This window comes from Actinomycetes bacterium, from assembly GCA_035506535.1.
In the GTDB taxonomy this organism is placed as follows: Bacteria; Actinomycetota; Actinomycetes; order DATJPE01; family DATJPE01; genus DATJPE01.
Map to the genome: position 1 here is coordinate 1 of DATJPE010000050.1, position 21,641 is coordinate 21,641.

At 71.2% G+C, this 21,641-nt stretch carries 14 protein-coding genes and 2 tRNA genes; 9 read left to right on the top strand and 7 right to left on the bottom strand.

Translation table 11 applies throughout. The features are described from left to right. Nucleotides 1-292: hypothetical protein (locus tag VMI11_07440; GenBank protein HTY72247.1), on the bottom strand; the 292-nt coding region annotated here is incomplete at its 3' end. A gap of 156 nt (nucleotides 293-448) precedes the next feature. Between VMI11_07440 and VMI11_07445 the strand changes: the two genes are divergently transcribed. Both VMI11_07445 and VMI11_07450 read left to right on the top strand, forming a co-directional pair. Further along, complete coding sequence (locus VMI11_07445) at nucleotides 449-769, top strand: hypothetical protein (protein ID HTY72248.1); 321 nt, start codon at nucleotides 449-451, stop codon at nucleotides 767-769. Beyond that, entirely contained in the window at nucleotides 770-3,598 is a 2,829-nt protein-coding gene (locus VMI11_07450) for an AAA family ATPase (protein HTY72249.1), read from the top strand. Nucleotides 3,599-3,972: 374 nt separating this feature from the next. On the opposite strand, the gene VMI11_07455 is transcribed toward VMI11_07450, so the two are convergent. Continuing rightward, nucleotides 3,973-4,046 (bottom strand) — tRNA-Gly (locus VMI11_07455). A gap of 70 nt (nucleotides 4,047-4,116) precedes the next feature. On the opposite strand from VMI11_07455, the gene VMI11_07460 reads away from it, so the two are divergent. The 7 genes from VMI11_07460 (at nucleotide 4,117) to clpX (ending at nucleotide 10,585) form a co-directional block, all read left to right on the top strand. Beyond that, nucleotides 4,117-4,380 (top strand): hypothetical protein, encoded by a 264-nt coding sequence (locus tag VMI11_07460; GenBank protein HTY72250.1) that lies wholly within the window; start codon nucleotides 4,117-4,119, stop codon nucleotides 4,378-4,380. Between the two features lie 103 nt (nucleotides 4,381-4,483). Continuing rightward, a complete protein-coding gene (locus VMI11_07465; protein HTY72251.1) occupies nucleotides 4,484-5,572 on the top strand; it encodes an MBL fold metallo-hydrolase in 1,089 nt (362 codons plus the stop codon). Beyond that, a tRNA-Pro gene (locus VMI11_07470) sits at nucleotides 5,558-5,633 on the top strand. The genes VMI11_07465 and VMI11_07470 overlap by 15 nt, the downstream gene beginning before the upstream one ends. Before the next feature lie 45 nt (nucleotides 5,634-5,678). After that, nucleotides 5,679-7,010: a trigger factor gene (gene tig, locus VMI11_07475; GenBank protein ID HTY72252.1), complete on the top strand. Its 1,332-nt coding sequence runs from the start codon at nucleotides 5,679-5,681 to the stop codon at nucleotides 7,008-7,010. 822 nt (nucleotides 7,011-7,832) lie between these two features. Continuing rightward, on the top strand, nucleotides 7,833-8,468 hold the full coding sequence (locus tag VMI11_07480) for an ATP-dependent Clp protease proteolytic subunit (protein ID HTY72253.1): 636 nt from the start codon (nucleotides 7,833-7,835) through the stop codon (nucleotides 8,466-8,468). A 55-nt stretch (nucleotides 8,469-8,523) separates the two neighbouring features. After that, the gene (locus VMI11_07485) at nucleotides 8,524-9,153 is read left to right on the top strand and encodes an ATP-dependent Clp protease proteolytic subunit (GenBank protein ID HTY72254.1); all 630 of its coding nucleotides are present in this window, start codon (nucleotides 8,524-8,526) and stop codon (nucleotides 9,151-9,153) included. Between the two features lie 151 nt (nucleotides 9,154-9,304). Next, nucleotides 9,305-10,585, top strand: a complete 1,281-nt coding sequence (gene clpX / locus VMI11_07490) for an ATP-dependent Clp protease ATP-binding subunit ClpX (GenBank protein HTY72255.1) — start codon at nucleotides 9,305-9,307, stop codon at nucleotides 10,583-10,585. Between the two features lie 31 nt (nucleotides 10,586-10,616). On the opposite strand, the gene VMI11_07495 is transcribed toward clpX, so the two are convergent. The 5 genes from VMI11_07495 to VMI11_07515 form a co-directional block, all read right to left on the bottom strand. Beyond that, entirely contained in the window at nucleotides 10,617-11,321 is a 705-nt protein-coding gene (locus tag VMI11_07495) for a hypothetical protein (GenBank protein ID HTY72256.1), read from the bottom strand. Between the two features lie 90 nt (nucleotides 11,322-11,411). Then, nucleotides 11,412-18,362, bottom strand: a complete 6,951-nt coding sequence (locus tag VMI11_07500; GenBank protein ID HTY72257.1) for an NAD-glutamate dehydrogenase domain-containing protein — start codon at nucleotides 18,360-18,362, stop codon at nucleotides 11,412-11,414. Further along, a complete protein-coding gene (locus VMI11_07505; GenBank protein ID HTY72258.1) occupies nucleotides 18,359-19,018 on the bottom strand; it encodes a hypothetical protein in 660 nt (219 codons plus the stop codon). The genes VMI11_07500 and VMI11_07505 overlap by 4 nt, the downstream gene beginning before the upstream one ends. Continuing rightward, nucleotides 19,018-19,857 carry a PP2C family protein-serine/threonine phosphatase gene (locus tag VMI11_07510; GenBank protein HTY72259.1) on the bottom strand — a complete coding sequence of 280 codons (840 nt, stop codon included), beginning with the start codon at nucleotides 19,855-19,857 and terminating at the stop codon, nucleotides 19,018-19,020. Before VMI11_07510 ends, VMI11_07505 begins: the two co-directional genes overlap by 1 nt. Further along, nucleotides 19,854-21,641 (bottom strand): tetratricopeptide repeat protein (locus tag VMI11_07515; GenBank protein HTY72260.1); only part of this gene is annotated, 1,788 nt, incomplete at its 5' end. The genes VMI11_07510 and VMI11_07515, both read right to left, overlap by 4 nt.

A 21,641-nucleotide genomic window follows, 5' to 3' on the forward strand; every position in this document is an offset into this window, starting at 1 on the left:
CCCCCGTGGCACCTGGCGGACCAGCCTGGCCCGTAGCACCGGCCGGGCCGGTCTGGTTCCAGGTGACGGACGTCTCGTAGAGCGGGCCGGACGTGCTGATGCAATGGCCCAGGTTCCCGGACAGGGTCGGATCGACGAGGCGGACGACGCCGGTGGCCTTGTTCACACAGCCGTGATAGGTACCCGTGCCGCTGTCCGGGATGGCCGCATAGGCGCCCACGCCCGCCATCATCAGCAACGCTGCGCCAGCTACGATCGTGACCAGCCGCCGTGCGTTGCCGATGCGCGCCATGGGGTAGCCCTCCCGAGACGGAAACCAACTCTGCGGCGATGCTGGCAGCGGTGACCCTTGGGAGGCGCTAGGGATATCCCTAGTCTTTGCCCGAAGACGGCAGAAACCCGCTTCTTACGGGATGCGCGCTCGCTGGCTGATGCCTACGGTCGCGCCGTGGCCTTCTTCCTTGCAGAGCGCTACTTGAGTCGCCGCCAGGCGCTGGACATCGGTCGCCGCAGAGCCGACCCGGACAGCACCCGGCTCACTGCCGAGGTCGTTGCGGATCCCGGCTGTCAGCTCGTCATGACGCTGGCAGTCCCTGAGGACGAGGTGTGCTACTACGTCTTTGACGCCAAGAGTAGGGAGGAGGTCAGCGCAGCCGCAGCACGGGCTGGCGTCACCCTAGACCGGATAACCGCGGCGACGGCCGACATGTCCCCGACGAGGATGGACGAACGGGGTCCTCGCAGCGAGGTCTCTGGCCATACTTCATAGGTGGACAACGGGGCGTGCGCGCTTCGCGGGAGGGAGGAGGAGCTCGCCCTTGTTCGAGCGACCCTGCAGCGAGTCGCAGGGGGATCTGCCGGCGCCGTGCTCATCACGGGGACCGCGGGCATAGGCAAGAGCGCCGTATGGGAGCGGGCTTGTGACGAAGCTCGTCATGCCGGTTTCCAGGTGCTGACGGTGCGACCGACTCAGGCTGAGGAGCGGCTGTCCCTCGCTGCCCTGGACGACCTGCTTGCGGAGCAAGGCCCGGACCTGCTGCTGGCATTGCCTCGCCCGCAGCGGAAGGTACTGTCTGCGGCCTTGCTGCTGGAGGAGTCTGACGCGGCTCCGAGCCCGAGGGCTCTCGCTGTCGCCTTCCTGTCAGCGTTGCGACACATCGTGGCTTCCGGTCCGACGGTCGTCGCGGTTGACGACATCCAATGGCTCGATGCGACCAGCCGGGACCTGCTCGCGTACGCCATCCGCAGAATGACAAGACTCCCCGTGGTCCTTCTCCTCGCCCGTCGTCACGACGACGCGATGCCACCATCATTCGGGACTCTCGAGGCATCCCTGCCTGCGGACCGGACACAGATTCCGTTGGCTCCGTTGAGCTTTGGCGCTATCGCCAACGTGGTTTTCGACCACGTCGGCGTGCGCTTGACCCATCCCATGCTCAGACGCGTTCAGGACATCTCCGGTGGCAATCCCCTGTTCGCCATCGAGCTCGCCCGATCAGTGATCGAGAGGCGATCTCGTGACGGGGATGACCACACGAGCGGCATCGACATCGATCTGCCCACCACGTTGCGAGAGGTAGTGTCCGAACGGCTGAAAGCGCTGCCGGACCGGACTCGAAGCGCCCTTCTGGTGGCCGCCGTGGCCCCTGACCCCACGCTTGGTGTCATTGCCCTGACCGGGTTCTCGGCTACGGATCTCCGGCCGGCTCTCGTCGGGGGCGTCGCAGATGTGTCGGCTGCAGGGAGGGTCTCGTTCACCCACCCGTTGCTTGCTGCCGGTGTGGTCGACGCCGCACCGCGGGACGTCGTCCGCAACGTCCATCGGCTCCTCGCCGATCATGCTTTCAGCGCAGAGGCGCGTGCCCTGCACTTGGCTTGCGCCACCCCTGGTCCCGATGCAGAGGTGGCCGAGGCACTGGATGTGGCAGCCGTCGCCGCCAGGCAGCGTGGTGCAACGGTGGCTGCGGCCGTCCTTGCGGAGCGGGCACTGAGGCTCACACCAGACCTAGACAGCTCCGCGTGTGCCCGAAGGGCGAGCCAGGCAGGGTGGTTCCACGCTGAGTCGGGGAACGGCGCTCGAGGGTCCTACCTCCTTCATCGTGGGATTGCGCTGCAGCCGCCCGGACCGCGCCGCGCTGAGGCCATCCTCCGGCTGCTGGAGAGTCCGCTGTTCATCGAGGACCCCGTGTCGCTCGGAGAGGAGGCGCTTGCGCAAGGCGACGAGCCGGAGATCGTCGCTCGCCTGCTCTCCGCGCTATCAGAGATTGAACTGGTTCGAGGAGAACTCGAGTCGGCCCATCGCCATGCCGAGCGGGGAGAGGCCGTTGCGCGCGCGTTGGGTGATCCCCGCCTCTGGGTTGCTGCCTCCGTTCGGCTAGCGAATCTCCGTGCATTGTTCGGGCGTGATGACGAAGGGGCCTTGGCGGCCGCGATGGACGTGGAGTCGCGTCATGGGACCGTCACGAACCCGACGGTACGCCCCACCGGCATCATCGGACGCCGGTTGCTCTGGCACGACGACCTCGAGGCGGCGCGACCGCTCCTCGAGCCCTTGCGTGCGGAGGCGCTGGAGTCCGACGCTGACGCGTGGAGCGCCGGCGTCGGGCTCTACCTCACGCGCCTCGAGGTCCGCGCCGGCAACCTTGCTCTCGCCAGGTCGTACGCCGATGAGGCGTACGACCTTGCCGAGGCGGCCGGGTTCACGCAGATCCTGGGTGCGTCCCTCGCGATGCAGGCATGGGTTGCGGCTCATACAGGAGACCTAGATGCCGCCCGAGCGCTGCTGGCGCGAAGCGCAGACGTCACTGCGTCCGTGCACGATCGTTGGCATGGCTGGTACAACTCCGTCACCGAGTGTCTCGTCGAGGTGAGTGCCGGACGCTGGCAGGCGGCGCTCGACGCCATCGTCAACCTCGGGGATGAGCTGGATGCCAGCGGACTCGTCGAACCCGGCGTTTTCGTGTTCGAGGGCGATGCGCTCGAGGCTGCTGCGACTGTTCACAGAAGTGATATCGCGGACCAGCTGCTCCAGCGACTCGAGCGACATCCGGATCGGCCGCGATGTGCTGCCCTTGCCAGCCGTGGAAGAGCAATCCTCGCGATGCAGGACGGCAATCTGGACCGGGCCATGAATCTCGTGGAGACCGCGTTGGCGCACCACCAGAACTTCACAGACCCCTTTGAGCGAGCACGCACGCAGGTCGTCGAGGGGTCGATCCACCGGCGAGGCCGACGTGTCCGGGAGGCGCGGGTCGCGTTTGCGCGTGCCGCCGAGACGTTTGACCAGATCGGCGCTCGGGCCTTCGCGCGCAAGGCAACCGACTCTGCGTCACGACTTGGCGGCCGGGTGGCGAGCGGGGGGCTGACCGCGACTGAGGGAGCCGTCGCCGACCTTGTCGTACTCGGCTGGACGAATCGGCAGGTGGCAGAGCAGCTCGTGGTCACCGTCAAGGCGGTGGAAGGTCATCTCACCCACATCTACGCGAAGTACGGCGTCCACTCCCGCGCCGAACTCGTGCGAGTCCACGTCCCGGCGCGCGCGACGGGTGAGGGGAGCCCGTCAGTCCCACCCATCGATTCAGACTCGAGCGCCAAGTAATGCAGCGACGAATGCCGGAGTCCCGACTGCCGTACGCCCACTGACTCCGGCCGCCGGCCACCTGACCCCCTCCCGCGACAACCGGCGGATGACCCTCGGCACCGGTCAGTCCATCCCCGTCGGCAACGGCCTCACCGAGGGCGACCCCTGCCATACCGAGGCGGCGCGCTGGCCGCCGCGCTCGCCCTGCCGAGTCGCCCGGTCTACGACGATGCGTGGGCCCGTGGGAGCCCGGGCCACCGACGCTCACGCTCGGTCGATTCCCCGCGGTTACCCCGCGGCCACGCTCAGCGCGTTTCGTTCTGGCTGAGACTGTCATGTGGCCGCCTTGGCCTGTTCGCTGCAATCGTCCGGTGTTTGCGCTGGTCAGGCGATGGAGCGGGTGACCGGGATCGAACCGGCATGGCCAGCTTGGAAGGCTGGGGCTCTGCCATTGAGCTACACCCGCGATGGAACGCCCGCCCAGCCTAGCGGCGGACACGGGGTGAGGCAGGGTCGAGGCCGAGCGGGAGGTCGTCATGGAACGCGATCCGACCCCGACCTTCCTCGGCGCAGCCGGGACGGTGACGGGCAGCAAGTTCCTGATCACCTCCGGCCAGAGCCGGGTGCTCGTCGACGCGGGGATGTTCCAGGGGCTGCGCGAGCTCCGCCGGCGGGACTGGGAGCGGCTCGCGGTTCCGGCGTCGAGCCTCGACGCCGTCGTCGTGTCGCACGCACCTCGACCACTGCGGCTACCTCCCGGCGCTGGGCCGCCAGGGGTTCACCGGTCCGGTGTTCGCTAGCAGAGCGACCGCGGAGCTGGCGGAGCTCGTCCTGCGTGACAGCGCGAAGCTGTAGGAGGAGGACGCCGAGTACGCCGCGGAGCGGGGCTACTCCAAGCACGCGGTGCCGAGGCCTCTCTACGACACCGCGGACGTCGAGCGGGTGCTCCCGCAGTTCGTCCCGGTCGAGTTCGGCGAGCGGTCGACAGCGGCCGCAGGAGTCGTAGTCGTGCTGGAGCCAGCCGGCCACATCCTCGGTTCGTCCATCGTCGTGGTCGATGTCGGCGGTCGTACGGTGGTGTTCAGCGGTGATCTCGGCCGGCCGCACCACCCGCTGCTCGTCCCGCCGCACGTGCCTCCTGCCTGCGATGCCCTGGTCATCGAGTCGACGTACGGTGACCGACGTCACGAACCCGTCGGGCTCGACGCGCTGGCCGCACTCATCATGCGCACCCTCGACCGCGACGGCACCGTGGTCATTCCAGCGTTCGCCGTCGACCGCACCGAGGTCATCCTCATCGCGCTTCGGCGACTCACCGCGGAGGGCCGGATCCCGCGCGTCCCCGTCTTCGTCGACAGCCCGATGGCGCTCGGCGCGCTGCAGATCTACCAGCGCGCCCTGCGCGAGGGCGACCCCGACGTGCTGACGGACCTCGAGCCCGAGGACCTGGCGCTGGACCCCGGCCTGCTGCACGAGGTTCGCTCACCTGAGGAGTCGAGAGCGTTGAGTGCCTCCGAGCGGCCGTGCATCATCGATGCGGCGTCCGGGATGGCGACCGGCGGCCGAGTGGTCCACCACCTCCGGCACCTGCTCCCCGACCGTCGGAACTCCGTCGCCCTCGTCGGCTACCAGGCCGAGGGCACCCGGGGGCGTGCTCTGGCCGACGGGGCGACCGAGGTGAAGATCCACGGCATGTACGTCCCTGTCCTCGCCGAGATCGCCGACGTCGGATCCTTCTCGGTGCACGCCGACGCCGACGAGCTGCTCGCCTGGGTCGCGTCCGGTCCACAGCCACCCAAGGCCGTCTGCATCGTCCACGGCGAGCCGACCGCGTCGTCGGCCCTCGCCGGCCGGCTCGATTCCGAGCTGGGCCTGCTCGCCGTGGTGGCCAGGGACGGCGAGAAGGCTGCGCTAGGGCGTGCCGCCTGCGGGCGGGTGGGCGGTCGTACGGGTGGCTCTAGACTGTGGGCTCCGCCGCGGGGCGTGGCGTAGTGGCTAGCGCGCCTGCTTTGGGGGCAGGAGATCGGGAGTTCGAATCTCCCCGCCCCGACCACCACCCGACCACCCCGCTCGACATGCGCCGAGGAGAGCTCCCACCGTGAAGAGTGCCGTCGAGACCCTGAGCCCCACGCGGGTACGCCTGACCGTCGAGGTGCCCTTCGAGGAGCTCACGCCGAGTGTCAACGCGGCCTACCAGCGGATCTCCCAGCAGGTCCAGCTACCAGGGTTCCGCAAGGGCAAGGTGCCGCGCTCGCTGATCGACCAGCGCATCGGCCGGGGCGCGGTGCTCGACGAGGCGGTCAACGCGCACCTGCCCGAGGCCTACTCCCAGGCGGTCCGGGAGAACGAGGTCGTGCCCGTCGGCCAGCCCGAGGTCGACATCACCGAGTTCGCCGACGGGTCCGACCTGAGGTTCACCGCCGAGGTCGACGTACGCCCGACGATCGAGCTGCCCGACTACCGCGGACTCAAGGTCGAGGTCTCCGACGCCGTCGTGACCGACGAGCAGGTCGACGAGCAGGTCGAGGGGCTGCGTGCCCGCTTCGCCACCCTGACGCCGGTCGAGCGCGCGGCCCAAGCCGGGGACTTCCTGTCGATCGACCTCTCGGCGGCCCGCGACGGCGAGCTGCTCGACGACGCCACGATGAGCAACCTGTCCTACGAGGTGGGCAGCGCGAACCTCATCGACGGTCTCGACGAGGCGGTGACCGGGCTCGAGGCCGGTGCGTCCAGCACCTTCACGGCGCCGCTTCGGGCCGGTGTGCGGGCGGGTGAGGACGCCGACGTCACGGTGACGGTGAAGGCCGTCCGCGAGCGGGAGCTGCCGGCGCTGGACGACGACTTCGCCCAGCTGGCGAGCGAGTTCGACACCCTCGAGGAGCTGCGGACCGACCTGCGCGACCGGCTGGGCAAGATCCGGCTGCTCGAGCAGGGCGTGGAGGCCCGAGACAAGGTCATGGAGCGGCTGCTGGAGCTCGTCGACGTGCCGCTGCCCGAGAGCCTGGTCAACGCCCAGGTCGACTCGCACTTCGAGGACGGGCACGGCGACGAGGCGCACCGCGACGAGGTCCGGGACGAGACCCGCAAGCAGCTGACCGCCCAGTTCGTGCTCGACGAGATCGCCCGGCGTGAGGAGCTGGAGGCCGGCCAGGACGAGCTGACCGAGTGGCTGGTTCGCCAGGCCCCCCGGTACGGCATGTCCCCGGACGCCTTCGCCAAGGCCCTCGTCGACGCCGGCCAGGTCCCAGCGGCGATCGGTGAGGTCGTCCGCGCCAAGGCCCTGGCCCTCGTGCTGGACAACGCCGAGGTGGTCGACGCCTCGGGGCACGTCGTGGACCTCGAGGGGCTGGGGCGCAGTGCGGCCACCGTGGTCGAAGACGAGGAGATCGACCTCCCTCCGGACGAGGCTGACGCCGCGGCGCAGGAGTAGGCGTCTCAGGGCAGCATCCAGGATGTGAGATCAGTCCCGGACGGCGAACGGGGACAGGTGGACGTCCTCCACAGGCGGGCCGAGGGGTTGCCCACAGGAACCTGAGCGGGCGCCGGGGACTGTCCACAGGCTGTCCGGAGCCGTGTCCCCACACCGTCCACAACCCGTTGCGGCAGCGGTGTCGAGAAAGGCGCAGAAGATTTCTCGGGAGCCCTTGCGCGGATCTTCGCGAGGGGGATAGAACTCTCCCCACGCCGCCGGAAACGGTGGTCGAAGCCCAGGGAAACCTGTGGCGGACGGGCGGTCCGGGCAACCGGAGCGGCCGGCCGGGAGCAAGGTCGAGTCGGTTCGTGCGGGCAACCAGCGCGGGTCGGGTGCCAGGCTCACGGTGACCGTCGGGGACGGTGGCGGGTCCGGTCGACACCGGAGGCACCCGCCTCGAGGGGCAACCCGCGGGGGCACGCGCGAGGACGGCGCGTGGTGCTTCCAGGACAGCCGGGCTGGTCGTGGACCCGCAGTTGCGCCGGGCAACCGGACGTGCCGAGCGGGACCGGGAGGTCCACCCGGTGACCCCGAGCCCTCACGGGTGACGGGGCGAACACGACCGCGCGAGGGCCCCTCGAACTCATACTTCGAGGGGCCCTCCGCTTGTTGTACCCCAGAACCCCGGCCCCTCCCGGGAGCAACACGCGCCCGTGCGGCGCCCTTCCCCCCTCAGCGAACACCGCGGGTTCGCGGATGGGACACGCCCGCCGGGCGGTTAGTGTCCCTGAGCACCTGCCCGCACGGGCAGCTCGAGGCGAGGCGAAGGTGAGGGACGCGATGGACGACGGACGCGAGCTGTGGACGCCGCGCGGCGAGGCACGGACGCCGTCGGGAGCTGCCGGTCTCGACGACTCCGTCTACCAGCGGCTGCTCCGGGAGCGGATCATCTTCCTGGGCTCGGTGGTCGAGGATGCCAACGCCAACGCCATTTGCGCGCAGATGCTGCTGCTCGCCGCGGAGGACCCCGACAAGGACATCTTCCTGTACATCAACAGCCCGGGCGGCTCGGTGTCGGCGGGGATGGCCATCTACGACACGATGCAGTACGTCAAGAACGACGTGGCCACGGTGGCGATGGGGCTGGCGGCCTCGATGGGCCAGTTCCTGCTCTGCGCCGGCGCGCCGGGGAAGCGGTACGCCCTTCCGCACGCGCGCATCATGATGCACCAGCCGTCCGGGGGCATCGGCGGAACCGCCTCGGACATCAAGATCCAGGCCGAGCAGATGCTCTACACCAAGAAGACGATGGCCCAGCTCATCGCCCAGCACACCGGTCAGGACATCGACCAGATCGAGTCCGACTCCGACCGGGACCGCTGGTTCACCGCCGACGAGGCGAAGACGTACGGCTTCGTCGACCACGTCGTCCTCAGCGCCGGCCAGGTGGCCGGCGACGGGGGAACCGCGGCCTGACCGCGCGCCCGGTCCGTACCGACCTGTCCTCGACCACCTCGACCCGGAGGCCGCCGTGAGCTCCCTCAGCACCCCGCAGGCGCGTTACGTCCTGCCGAACTTCATCGAGCGGACCACCCAGGGCTTCCGCGAGTACAACCCCTACGCCAAGCTCTTCGAGGAGCGGATCATCTTCCTCGGGGTGCAGATCGACGACGCCTCGGCGGACGACGTCATGGCTCAGCTGCTGTGCCTGGAGTCCATGGACCCGGACCGGGAGATCTCGATCTACATCAACTCCCCTGGCGGCAGCTACACGGCCATGACGGCCATCTACGACACCATGCAGTTCGTCAAGCCGGACGTCCGCACGGTCTGCCTCGGGCAGGCCGCGTCGGCGGCCGCCGTCCTGCTGGCCGCGGGGACCCCGGGCAAGCGGCTCGCCCTCCCGCACAGCCGGATCCTCATCCACCAGCCGTACACCGAGGGCGGCGGCCAGGGCTCGGACATCGAGATCCAGGCCAACGAGATCCTGCGCATGCGCGAGGAGATGGAGGGCATCCTCGCCCACCACACCGGGCGCACGCTCGAGCAGGTCCGCAACGACATCGAGCGGGACAAGATCCTCACCGCCGAGGACGCCAAGGACTACGGCGTCATCGACCAGGTGCTGGGCACCCGCGCGGGGGCGGCCCCGGTCGGCTGAGCGCCCGCGGCGGGGCGTTCCGCTGTGAGCGCAACGGCGTGGCCGCCCCGCGATTCGGGGGTCCGATCCGAGCGCCGACGGGGTACCGTCGGAGCGTCCGGCCGGGCCGTCGATCGCGGTCCCGGGGCGCCTCGTGGAGGAGACCGACCCCTTGGCACGCATCGGTGACGGCGGGGACCTGCTCAAGTGCTCCTTCTGCGGGAAGAGCCAGAAGCAGGTCAAGAAGCTCATCGCCGGTCCCGGCGTCTACATCTGCGACGAGTGCATCGACCTCTGCAACGAGATCATCGAGGAGGAGCTCTCCGAGTCGACCGACCTGAAGTGGGACGACCTTCCCAAGCCCAAGGAGATCTGCGAGTTCCTCGACTCCTACGTCATCGGGCAGGACACCGCCAAGAAGGCGCTGTCGGTCGCGGTCTACAACCACTACAAGCGGGTCCAGGCGGGCACCAACGAACGCTCCCGCGACGACTCGGTCGAGCTGGCGAAGTCCAACATCCTGCTGATCGGCCCCACCGGCTGCGGCAAGACCCACCTGGCCCAGACCCTCGCCCGCATGCTCAACGTGCCGTTCGCCATCGCGGACGCGACGGCGCTCACCGAGGCCGGCTACGTCGGCGAGGACGTCGAGAACATCCTGCTCAAGCTGATCCAGGCCGCCGACTACGACGTCAAGAAGGCCGAGACCGGGATCATCTACATCGACGAGGTCGACAAGATCGCCCGCAAGAGCGAGAACCCCTCGATCACGCGCGACGTCTCCGGCGAGGGCGTCCAGCAGGCCCTGCTCAAGATCCTCGAGGGCACGACCGCGTCGGTCCCGCCCCAGGGCGGGCGCAAGCACCCGCACCAGGAGTTCATCCAGATCGACACGACCAACGTCTTGTTCATCGTGGGCGGCGCCTTCGCCGGGCTCGAGAAGATCATCGAGGGGCGGATCGGCAAGAAGGGGATCGGCTTCAGCGCCACCATCCACTCCAAGGCCGAGCGCGAGGCCAGCGACGTCTTCGCCGAGGTCATGCCCGAGGACCTGCTGAAGTTCGGGATGATCCCCGAGTTCATCGGCCGGCTCCCGGTGATCACCAGTGTCCGGCACCTGGACCGCGAGGCCCTCGTCCGCATCCTCACCGAGCCCAAGAACGCCCTCGTCAAGCAGTACCGGCGCCTGTTCGAGCTCGACGGCGTGGAGCTGGAGTTCACCGAGGACGCGCTGGAGGCGGTGGCCGACCAGGCGATCCTGCGCTCGACCGGCGCCCGCGGGCTGCGGGCGATCATGGAAGAGGTCCTGCTCTCGGTGATGTACGAGGTCCCCTCGCGCAAGGACGTCGCGCGGGTGGTCATCAACCGCGACGTGGTGCTCGAGCACGTCAACCCGACCCTGGTCCCGCGCGAGGCCCACGCGAAGCGCGAGCGCCGCGAGAAGTCCGCCTGACCGCGTCAGCCAGCCGCGGGCCAGCGCTCGCTCAGGCCTTGGACCAGGCCTCGTCGAGCATGGCCGCCACCTGGCTCATCGTCAGGGTCCGCGACACCGACAGCACCCCCTCGGTGAGGTGGGGGCTGGTCCGCTCGCACATGTAGCCGGTGGCGGTCGGCGCGCAGGAGTCCTTGCCGACCCTGGCCAGCGACGTCGTCGCGCCGGCCGAGTCGAGGTCGGTCTGGATGTCCGTGAGATGGCCACGCAGGCCCACGAGGACCACGACGTCGCCGCCGGTCGCGGCGCCGTACGCGGCGGCCATCGCGTGCTTGCCGGGCTCGCGGGCGTCCAGCTGCTGGCGGCCCCGCTCCACGGCGGCGTCGACCACCGGCGTGTGCAGCTGGGAGAGGCTGCCCAGGCTGGCCGGGACGCCGATCGGCTGGTGCTGCTGCCAGACGTTCCAGCCGAACACGGCGCCGCCGAGCGCGACGAGGCCGAGCACCGCCGCCACCACGACCTTGCCGCGGTTGCCGGCGCTCCTGGTGGTGTCCTCCGCCGGCGGGGCCGCGGTGTACGGCGACCCGAACGCCGGAGCTCCTGGCGCCGCGGCGGGCGCACCGTACGCCGGCGCGGCGGCGTACCCGAACTGGTTGGCCTGCGGCTGGGGCGCGGCTGCACCGGCGTAGAAGCCGTAGCCGTCGGGCGGCGGCGTGGCGCCGCCGGCACCGCCGAAGCGGCCGTCCTGACCGTCCACCGCGCTCCTCCTCAGGCGTGCGGTACGCCCGCCGGGTGCGGACTCCCTTCCGAGGAGGATCGACGCCGATCCGGAGGTCCTTGAGGGCGATCAGGCCGTCGAGAGGCGCTCCGCGCGCAGCGCCCGCAGCGCGAGGCCGAGGTTCGCCGCGTCGGTTCCGGTCTTGGCGAGGTCTTCGACCATGGCCCTGGAGCGTTGCAGGACGCCCTGATGCTCCTCGAGCCAGGCCGCCAGCGTCCGGCCGGTCAGCGCCTGCTCGCGCAGCACCGCCGCCGTCATCCGCCGCTGGATCTCGACGAGGTCCTCCTGCAGGGCCCGACGCGCCATCAGCTCCCAGTGGCTGATCTCGGGGAGGCCGTCGATGCGCGCCCTCAGCCACCTCAGGTTGGTGGGATCGGCCACGGCCATCGACGTGCGCCCGACCTCGCGGACGTCGAGGCCGAACTCGGCCGCCAGGTCCGCCAGGTCGAGAGCGGGCGCCAGGAAGGCGGTCAGGGCGGTGTCCGCGGCGAGCTGCGGTGGCAGCCCCGCCCGGACGAAGTCGTTCGTCGCGGCGTCGAACACCTCCCGGTCACTGGGAGCGAGCGCGACGGCGAGGCTGTCGCGCAGGGCTCGTACGGGCTCGCGGTAGCGGGCGACCAGAACAGCCGGGTCGACGTCGTCCGGACACCGCACGAGGACCGCCTCGGTGAGCCACTCGATCACGTCGTTCCAGCGCCTGCACACGTCGACCCAGATGTCGGCGGCGATGTCCCGGCCCAGCTCGTCGAGGGCTCGCCACGTCTCGTGCATGTCCAGGACGTCGCGCGCCACGAGATAGCCGCGCACGACGTCTCTCGGGAGTCGTCCGGTCCGATCGCCGACACGGAAGACGAAGGAGATCTCCTGCCGGTTGAGCACCTCGTTCGACACCACGCTGGCGACGATCTCGCGCCGAAGCGGGTGGGAGGCCATCTGCTCGGCGAAGCCGGCGAGCGCCGGGGGGAAGTAGCCGACGAGCTCGGCGTCGAGGTAGGCGTCGTCCGGCAGGGAGTCCTCGAGGATCTCGGCGCGCAGGGCGAGCTTCGACGTGGCCAGCAGGACCGCCAGCTCGGGCGCGGTGAGGCCGCGATCCTGCGACGTACGGGCCTCGAACTCCCGATCGGTCGGCAGTCGTTCCACCGCCCGGTCCAGGTGCCCCAGACGCTCGAGGTCCTGCATGAGCATCAGGTGGAACCTGGACCGGAGGGAGGCGGTGGTCAGGTTGCGCGCGAGCGCGTCCGCCTGGAACCGGTTGTTGCGCAGGACCGCCGCGCAGACGTCGCCGGCCATCTCCTCCAGGAGCGCGTCCCGGTCGCCCGCGCTGAGCAGGTCCGCGGCGATGACCCGGTCGAGGAGGATCTTGATGTTCACCTCGTGGTCGGAGCAGTCCACCCCACCGGAGTTGTCGATCGCATCGGTGTTGATCAGCCCCTCGTTGAGCGCGCACTCGACCCTGGCCCGCTGGGTGAAGCCGAGGTTGCCGCCCTCGGCGACGACCCGGCAGCGCAGGGAGGAGGCGTCGACCCTGATCCGGTCGCTGGCCCGGTCCCCGGCCTCGGCGTCGCTCTCGGCCTCGGCCTTCACGAAGGTACCCACGCCTCCGTTCCACAGCAGGTCGACCGGCGCACGCAGGATCGCCCGCACGAGCTCGTCGGGCGGCAGCTGCTCCTCGGCCACCCCGAGGCGCACCCGGCACTGCGGCGAGAGGGGGACGGACTTGGCGTCTCGCGGGAAGACCCCACCGCCTGCGGAGATCAGCGTGGGGTCGAAGTCGGCCCAGCTCGAGCGGGGGAGCTTGAACAGCCGCTGCCGCTCGATGAAGGTCGTCTCCGGGTCCGGATCGGGGTCGAGGAAGATGTGCCGGTGGTCGAAGGCGGCCACCAGCCGCATGTGGCTGGAGCGCAGGAGCCCGTTGCCGAAGACGTCGCCCGACATGTCGCCGATGCCGACGACCGTGATGTCCTCGCGATCCGGGTCGATACCGAGACGCCAGAAGTGTCGGCGGACGGACTCCCAGGTGCCGCGTGCGGTGATCGCCAGGGCCTTGTGGTCGTAGCCGGTACGACCGCCGGAGGCGAACGCGTCGCCGAGCCAGAAGCCGTACTCGGCGCTGATGGCGTTCGCCTGGTCCGAGAACGTCGCCGTCCCCTTGTCCGCCGCGACGACGAGGTAGGTGTCCTCGGCGTCGTACCTGGTCACGTCCCGCGGGTGGCGGACCTCTCCGTCGACGATGTTGTCCGTCAGCTCGAGCAGGATGTGGATGAAGTCCGCGTAGCATCGGCGCACCTGCTCGGCGAGCTCCTGCGGGTCACCGCTCGCCTCGCGCACCACGAAGCCGCCCTTCGCCCCGGTCGGGACGATGACGGCGTTCTTGACCGACTGCGCCTTCATGAGGCCGTGGATCTCGGTCCGGTAGTCGTCGCGCTCGGACCAGCGGATGCCTCCGCGCGCCACCTGGCCGGCTCGCAGGTGGACGCCCTCGGTCCAGGGGGCGTACACGAACACCTCGAACATCGGGCGCGGCTTGGGCAGCTCGACGAGGTCGGCGGCGGCCAGCTTGAGCCCCAGCACGCCCGAGCTCGTCGAACGACCCGTGAAGGCCGTGGTCCGGACGGTGGCCTCGACCAGTCGCAGCAACGTCCGCAGGATCCGGTCGTCGTCCAGCCGGGCGACCTGGTCGATCGCGGCGAGGACCCGCCCGGCGATCTCACCCTGCGCCTCGGCGCCGGCACCGGCACCGGCATCCGACACGTCGGGGGCGAAGCGCGCATTGAACAGCTCGACGAGACCGCGCGCCACGTCGACGTGAGAGGACACCGCGCGCTCGATGTGGCTCAGGCTGAACGCGTTGCCCATCTGCCTCTGGTAGTGGCCGTACGCGCGCAGCACCGTCACGTCGGCCGCTGACATCCCGCCGGCCAGGACCAGCCGGTTGACGTCGTCGTCCTCCATGTCCCGTCGCCACACCCGCTCGAAGGCGGTCTCGAACAGCCGGAGCGCGAGGTCCTCGTCGGGCCAGAGCCCGGTCTGGCAGGTGAGCGTCAGCACGTACGACCACACGGGATCGGCGTCCGCCGGCCGGAGCTCGTACGGGTGCTCGTCCAGCACGCGAAGGCCCATGTGGGCCAGGGCCGGGAGCACGTCGGCCAACGCGATGGGTGACCCGTCGATGAGAGTCAGCTCGAGCAGGTCCTCGACATCGGGGACCTGGCGCAGGTTGACCGACAGCCGCTGACCCCGCGCCTCGATGCGGGCGATGTCGCCCGCTGCGCGCTCCGGGGTGCGCGTCGTCCAGTACGAGGTGGGGAACGCGTCGCCGTACCGACGCAGCAGCGAGGCACCGAGTGCCTCCCCGTGCTGTGCGGCGAGACGACGGCCCAGCGCCTCGACCCAGCTCTGCCCGGCCGCCCGGAGCGCCGCGTCACCGTGCGACCCCACGTCCTCGGCGGGCACCCCCTGGGCGAAGTCCTGGTCGGGACGTTCACCCAGGGCGGCTCGCACCGCCGCCGGGAAGCTCATGGTCGACCCCCTGCCGAAGGCCGCCTGCACCTCGGGTTCGGGGCTGGCGGCGACCTCCGCGGCGAGGCCGTCGACGCGGGAGGCGCGCGAGACGGGGACGGGGAAGCCCGTCGTGCTGCGCCGTGCGCGAGCCGCCGCGAGCAACGTGGCCGCCGCCGCGAGCCGGCCGTCCTCGGCCATGCAGGCGGCGATCTCCTCGACCTCCTCCAGCATGCCGTGCTCGTCGCCGAGCTGGCGGCGCAGGCGGAGCACGTCGCGGTGCAGGTCGGCGCTGCCGGCCAGATCGCCTCGCGCCGCGGCCAGCTCGGCCCTGCTGCGGCGGGTGGCGGCGGCTGCCGCGACGGAGGTGTCCGCCTCGGCGACCTCCGGCTCGGTGAGTCGGAGGGCCGCCCCGGCGAGATCACCGCGCGCGATCCCGACCTCGGCGAGCGCGGCCGCCGCCAGGCAGGCCCCCGCCGTGTCCCCGATCTGGCGCGCCAGACGAAGCGCCGCCTCGAGGGTGGGCTCGGCGGCAGCAGGGTCACCCACCAGCAGCCGCGCCTCGGCCGACCCGAGGAGGGTCAGCACCTCACCCTGGCGGAAGCCGATGGCGCGTGCGTGCTCTCGTCCGTCGTCGAACAGCTCGACCGCGGCGGGGACGTCCCCGCACCAGCAGGCCAGGACACCCAACCGGTAGCACGTCCAGGCCAGCCCCCACCGATCCCCCTGGCGCTCCCGCAGGGCCAGGCTCTCCCGGTAGGCGTGCTCGGCCTCGGCCGCTGCGCCCCTCATGGCCAACACGTTGCCGAGGTTGCTCAGTGCCAGGCTGCGCACACTGCTCTCGCCGACGCCCGACGCGAGGGCGGCCCGGTGCAGGTCCTCCGCCTCGGCGAGGCGGCCGCGGCTGGCCTTGGCGAGACCTGCGATCGTGAGGCCGTACGCCCGCCAGCTCGGCAGGTCGATCGCCTCCGCGACCCGCGTCGCGACCTCGGCCGCGCGCTCGGCCGCGTCGAGCTCGCCGGAGAAGCAGCCCAGCAGGGCGCGGACGCACAACGCCTTGGCCCGCAGGGAGTCCTCGGGCAGCGGGGCGGCGTCGATCGCCTCGTCGAGCAGCGCGGCGCCGTCGGAGCCCAGGCCGCGGATGAGCATGTACTGCGAGAGGGCAGCGGCGATCCGCAGGTCGTCCCGCTCGCGGAGGTCCCGGCCGGTGGCGAGGGCGAGCCTCAGATTGTCGTACTCGGCATCCAGCGTCTGCACCCACCGGGTCTGCTCGGATCCCGCGAGGCCAGCCTCGGCGCGCTCGGCCAGACCGACGTAGAAGCGGCAGTGCGCCCGCAGGCAGCCGGTCAGCTCGCCGGCGGCCACCAGCTGCTCGCGCGCGAAGGCACGGGTCATCTCCAGGAGCCGGTAGCGCTTGCCGTCCTCGGCGACCTCGACCTCGACGAGGGACTTGTCGACCAGGCCGGCGAGCAACGTCGCGACGTCGAAGCGTTCGACCCCACCCCCCGAGCAGATCTCGGACGTGGCGTCGACCGTGAAGCCGCCGGCGAAGACCGCCAGCCTGCGGAACAGCGCCCGCTCCAGGTCTGACAGGAGCTGATGGCTCCACTCGACCACGGCGCGCAGCGTGGGCTGACGCCCGGACTGGGGGGACTCGGCTGACTGCGCGAGCGAGGGGAGACGGTCGTCGAGCATGGTCGCGACCTGGCTCAGGGGGAGCGCGCCCGCCCAGGCCGCCGCGAGCTCGATGCCGAGCGGGATGCCGTCCACCCGCTCGCAGATCAGCCCGATCAGCTGGAGGGAGTCGGCGTCCGTGGCGAGGTCCGGGTCCACCGTGAGTGCCCGATCGATGAACAGGCGGACCGACTCGGACTCTCGTGCGGCTGCCGTGTCGTACCACGGACCAGGGACGGCGAGCGGTCCCAGCTTGAGCAGGGCCTCCCCGCTCAGGTGCATCGGCTCCCGGCTGGTCACGAGGACGCGGATCAAGGGACAGCGGGCGAGCAGCGTGGCGACCAGGTCGCCCAACGGGCCGATGATCTGCTCGCAGTCGTTGAGCACGAGAAGCGCGTCGGCGTCCTGCAGGTGGTCCGCGATCCGCTCCGAGGCGGGCCGGGAGGAGGTGGGCTCGGGCGCCGCCACCGTCGCGGAGCCGGCTTCGCTGATCCCCAGGGCGGCGACGACAGCCTCGGCGACCTGGTCGGGGTCGTCGACGGCCGCCAGGTCGGCGACCCAGACGCCGTCAGGGTGGCGGTTCAGGAGACGGGCGGCGACCTGGAGGGCCAGGCGGGTCTTGCCGACCCCGCCGGGGCCGGTGACGGTGCACACCCGGTTGTCACCGACGAGCTCGACCAGCCTCGAGATCTCCCGCCGTCGCCCGATGAAACGGGTCAGCTGCATCGGCAGGTTGTTGGGTCGGGTCTCCAGGCTCGCGGGGGAAGAGAGCTCGGCGGGAGGCCCCGCCAGGTCGAGCTGGAAGAGCCGTCTCGGCGCCTCGAGGTCGCTGAGCCGGTGCGTCCCCAGGTCGCTGAGCGCGGGCCCGTCGCTCAGCAGCGGCCGCAGCTCGGCGGCGGCTCGCTCGGAGACCAGCACCTGGCCCGGGTTGGCGGCCAGGCACACCGCCGCGACGCCGGTGCTGGTGGCCGGGATCGCCCCCCTCGCGGGGCCGACCACGCGTTCGCGGTCGACGCCCACGCGAAGGCCCGCTCTCACCGCGGGCCTGCCCTTGGTGTGCTGCATCGGCTCGTCCATCTCGCGCAGGACGGCGATGAGCCGGCCGGCGTCCGGGAAGGCGGCGACCACCCGTCCGGGATCGGTGGCGGCGACGATTCCGCGCAGACCCTGGCTGAGCGCGACGACGGCGGCGAGCGCGGGATGGGCGTCGGCGCCGGTGGCCGAGCCCTCGCCATCGGGCTCCTCGACGCAGAGCAACCACACCCGCTCATGGACGGCGTCGTCTCGTTCGGCCCTTCGTGGACTCGATGCCCGGGCGGCGCCCGAGGCGCCATCGTGAGGCTCGGGACGCGGTCTCGGGAGCGAGGCACGCACCGTGATGGTGGTCCAGGAGCCGACGTGGACGTGGTCCCCGTCCGCGAGCAGGACCGGCGAGTTGGGCAGCACGGGTTCGTGGCTGTCGTTGATCCGCGTGCCGTTCCTGGACCCGAGGTCGACGACCTCGATCGACCCGTCCGGCTGGCGCAGGAAGCTCGCGTGCAGGTGCGAGACGTGCGCGTCCTCGACCGGGTCGCTCAGGTCGATGTGCGGCTCGACGCCGTGGCTGGTCCGGTGTCGCCTGCCGACGAGCACCTCGGGCAGCTCGAGCCGGTACCGGCGGGGACGCACCCCCTCGGGGAAGGACAGGTCCGGGTGGGGCTGGGACTCGAAGTAGGCCCGGTCCGCCCACACGAGTGCTTCCCAGGGCTGCGCGGGCGCCGGCGCCTCCCCCTCGTCGAGGCCGATCCCGCACTCGTCGCAGTAGTCGGCGCTGCTGCTGAGGTGTCCCAGGCGGCAGACGCGGCTCATGGGTTCGACCGCTTCGTGACCTGGGTCTCCACGGTCGTGGTCGCCTCGATGTCGAGGGGATGGCTGAGCGCCTCGGCGAGCGGGTCCCCCAACCGCTTCGCCTCCTGGGCCGCAGACTCGAAGGCGGATGCCTTCTCCTCGCTCGCTCCACGATCCACGGCGATGAGGCCAGCGCTGACGCGGCTCATCAGCTCGGCTCTACCGAGGTAGTGGGCGAGCTCGGGGTCGAGCTTCAGCCACCCTCGCGGGGCCTCGGTCCAGCTGCACACGACCGGCACCGCTTCCTTCAGCACGGTGTTGTCGGTCTCGTCCACGACCTGCAGGCGGGCGACCCGGATGTCCTCTCGCGACGGCGTGACGTGCAGACCTAGCACGTAGTCACGGCGCTCCTGCCCCCACGGCTCGGTCGCGAAGTCGAGCCAGCGCCCCTCCCCAGGGTCCACCGGCACCAGCGCGGCCCGCGCCGGTGCCACCTGGTCGAAGCGCGTGATGCTCGCCGAGGAGGGCGTCCACAGCCGCAGCCGTACGGCCACCGGCCCCGGGTCCCCGGCGGCGCTTCCCGGGTCGATGCACTCGACCCGGAACAGGATGTTGATCTCCGCGCACCCGACTGGAAGGGCCCCGTCCTTGTGCACCTGCGTGCTGAACTCGGCCATCACGAACTCCTTGTCAAGACTCCCGTGTCGAGCACCGCGACGGTGACGTCGTCACGGGCCCCCCGGTCGACGGCGAGATCCGCGAGGCGACGAGCAGCGCTGAGCGGCCTCGCGCTCGGGGAGAGGACAGCGGACAGACTCGTTGGGCTGCCGCCGGGGGACAGGCTCGTCCACAGCCCGTCCGAGCAGACGACGACGCGACCGTGACGCGTCGGTCGATAGGTCTCCAGCCCGGCCGGTCCGGCCGGGGCGTCCGCGCCGAGCCAGCGGGTCAGCGGGCGGCCGCGCCCGGCGCGGGTCACGGCGTCGTCGACCGTGAGCCGACGGGCGGAGTCGTCTCCGATCCAGTAGGCGCGGCTGTCGCCGACCCAGGCCACGGTGAGCTCCCCGGCCGCCCACACGAGGGAGACGAGAGTGCAGGCGGGCAGGGGAGCGGGGTCCGGGGCGCCCGACGTGACGGCAGCCACGGCGGTGCGGGCCTCCTCGACCGCGCCGAGACTCAGCTCAGCGGTGATCGCCGCCCCGCCACGAATCCCGCGGGCGAGGATCCGCCCGGCCGTACGCGCTGCCGCGGCCGCCGCCTCGCGGGCTGCGGAGGAGGACCCCACGCCGTCGCACACGACCGCGACGGCTCCGAGGCCCTCGGCGACCGAGATGAAGAAGGCGTCCTCGTTGTGGACGTGCCCCGGTCCGGGCCGGCTCACCACGGCCAGCGTGTCCAGGTCGTGCTCGACGCGTCCGACCGGGGTGAGTCCGCTCCCCGCGCAGTGGGCGCACAGCCCGCCGGCGCCGAGGTCCGCCGTCGCGCCACACCCGTCGCACGCCGTCAGGGTGCTCATGTCCACGTCCTCGGCCGCACCGAGTTCGCGAGGTCGACCATCGCCACGCGGTGCTCCCGGTCCGGCGAGAGCCGGGCCAGGGTGCGGTAGGCGGACTCCAGGCCGCGGCGCACGCCGGACGGGGTCGCCGGCCAGCCGTGCAGGGTCTGCCCGGGGTCGCCCGGCACCGTGGGCTGGACGGTGAGCAGGTCAAGACCGGTCGAGAGGCTGCGCAGCACCAGCTCGGCCCGGTCGGGGGCTGAGACGTTCAGCCCGTCGATCCTCGCGGTCACCTCGGCCAGCGCCTCCAGGCTGCGCCTGCGTCGGGCCCGATCGAGCAGGACCGCCATGAGCCGGGTCTGGGCGACCAGGTGCAGGCGCGAGCTGGTCGGGACCCGGTCGTAGGAGGCGACCGCGCGGTCGACGTCGCTGAGGGCGGCCGCGCACCGCCCGGCGCCCAGCGAGGCGCTGACGAACGACGGGTCGCATGCGGACACGAGGTCGTACAAGGCAAGGGCCCGGCTGAAATGGCGACCTCGTTCAGCGGCCACCGCGAGGGCGAGCACGGGGGCCAGCTCTCCGGGCAGCCGCCGGCGGACCTCGTCGAATCCTGGTTGAGCGGCCTCCGGCTCGTTCTGACCGAGCAGGGCGAGCGCCCTGGACCAGGGGACCCTCCAGTCGGTGGGGTTGTCCTGGTGCACCCGCTCGAGCACCGTCGCCGAGTCGGCCCAGCGTCCGGCGGTGCCGAGCACTTCGACGAGCTGGAACTGGTCGCCCAGCGCCGGGTCATCGGACTCGGCCGGGCGCGGGTCCGGGAGCTCGGTCCAGTCCGCGACCTCCGCATGCTCGCAGCGGTCTCCCGAGAAGAGGCTGCTCGGCCCGCGATGGCATGGCCGACCCGATGCGGTCAACAGCTGCTGGAGCACCCCGAGCAGCTGGATCGCCATCGCCTCCGCCGACTCGAAGCGCCGCTCGGGCGCGGGCTCGCATCCGTGGGCGATCCACAGCTGCAGGGACTCACCCGGCACATCGCTCGTCGGCCCCGACGGGTCGCTTCGGGTCTCGCGCGAGGGAAGGGCGCTTCTCAGGGTGCAGGACAGGCTGAAGAGGTCCGACGCGGGGCTCGGGCCGTGTTGGGGCACCTCGGGCGCCTCGAACCCGGGTGTCCCGAACGTGACGCCGCCGCCGTGCACCAGCTGCACGGCGCCCAGGTCGATCAGCTTCACCGACTCGCCGGTGCCGGTGGACATGACGTTGCCGGGCTTCAGGTCGCAGAACACCAGGTCACGCGCATGCAGGTAGGCGAGCGCGCCGAGCAGCGCCACACCGTAGGCGAGGACCCGCACCGTCCACTCGTCGTCGTTGTCGCGCACTTTCGAGCGCAGCACGTCGAGGGGGAAGCCGTCGACGTACTCCATGACGATGTAGCCGGAGCCGCGATGCTCGGCGAAGTTGAGGACCCGCACGATGTTGGGGTGCTCGACCTCGCTGAGGAAGCGAAGTTCCTCGGTGGCCGCGCGGGCGGCCTCCTCGGAGTCCTCGTCGATGACCCCCTTGAGCACGACCAGCTTGTCGTTGACCAGCCGGTCGACCGCGAGGTAGACCCAGCCCATCCCGCCATGGCCGAGGTAGCCGATGACCTCGTACTGGTCCTTCACGACGTCGCCCGGTCGCAGGCTGGGCAGGAACGAGAAGCGTCGCCCGCACCGGCAGGTCCCCTCGGCCTGGGCGGGACCGTCCGACGAGGAACGCCCGACCGGCTCCCCACAAGCGGCGCAGAAGCGACGGTGCTCGGGGATGGCCTC

Excerpts from the sequence above, each read along its gene's own strand:
- VMI11_07460 (HTY72250.1), top strand. The coding sequence starts at position 4,117 with ATGGAACGCGATCCGACCCCGACCTTCCTCGGCGCAGCCGGGACGGTG.
- VMI11_07480 (HTY72253.1), top strand. The coding sequence starts at position 7,833 with ATGGACGACGGACGCGAGCTGTGGACGCCGCGCGGCGAGGCACGGACG.
- VMI11_07500 (HTY72257.1), bottom strand. The coding sequence starts at position 18,362 with ATGAGCCGCGTCTGCCGCCTGGGACACCTCAGCAGCAGCGCCGACTAC.
- VMI11_07505 (HTY72258.1), bottom strand. The coding sequence starts at position 19,018 with ATGGCCGAGTTCAGCACGCAGGTGCACAAGGACGGGGCCCTTCCAGTC.
- VMI11_07510 (HTY72259.1), bottom strand. The coding sequence starts at position 19,857 with ATGAGCACCCTGACGGCGTGCGACGGGTGTGGCGCGACGGCGGACCTC.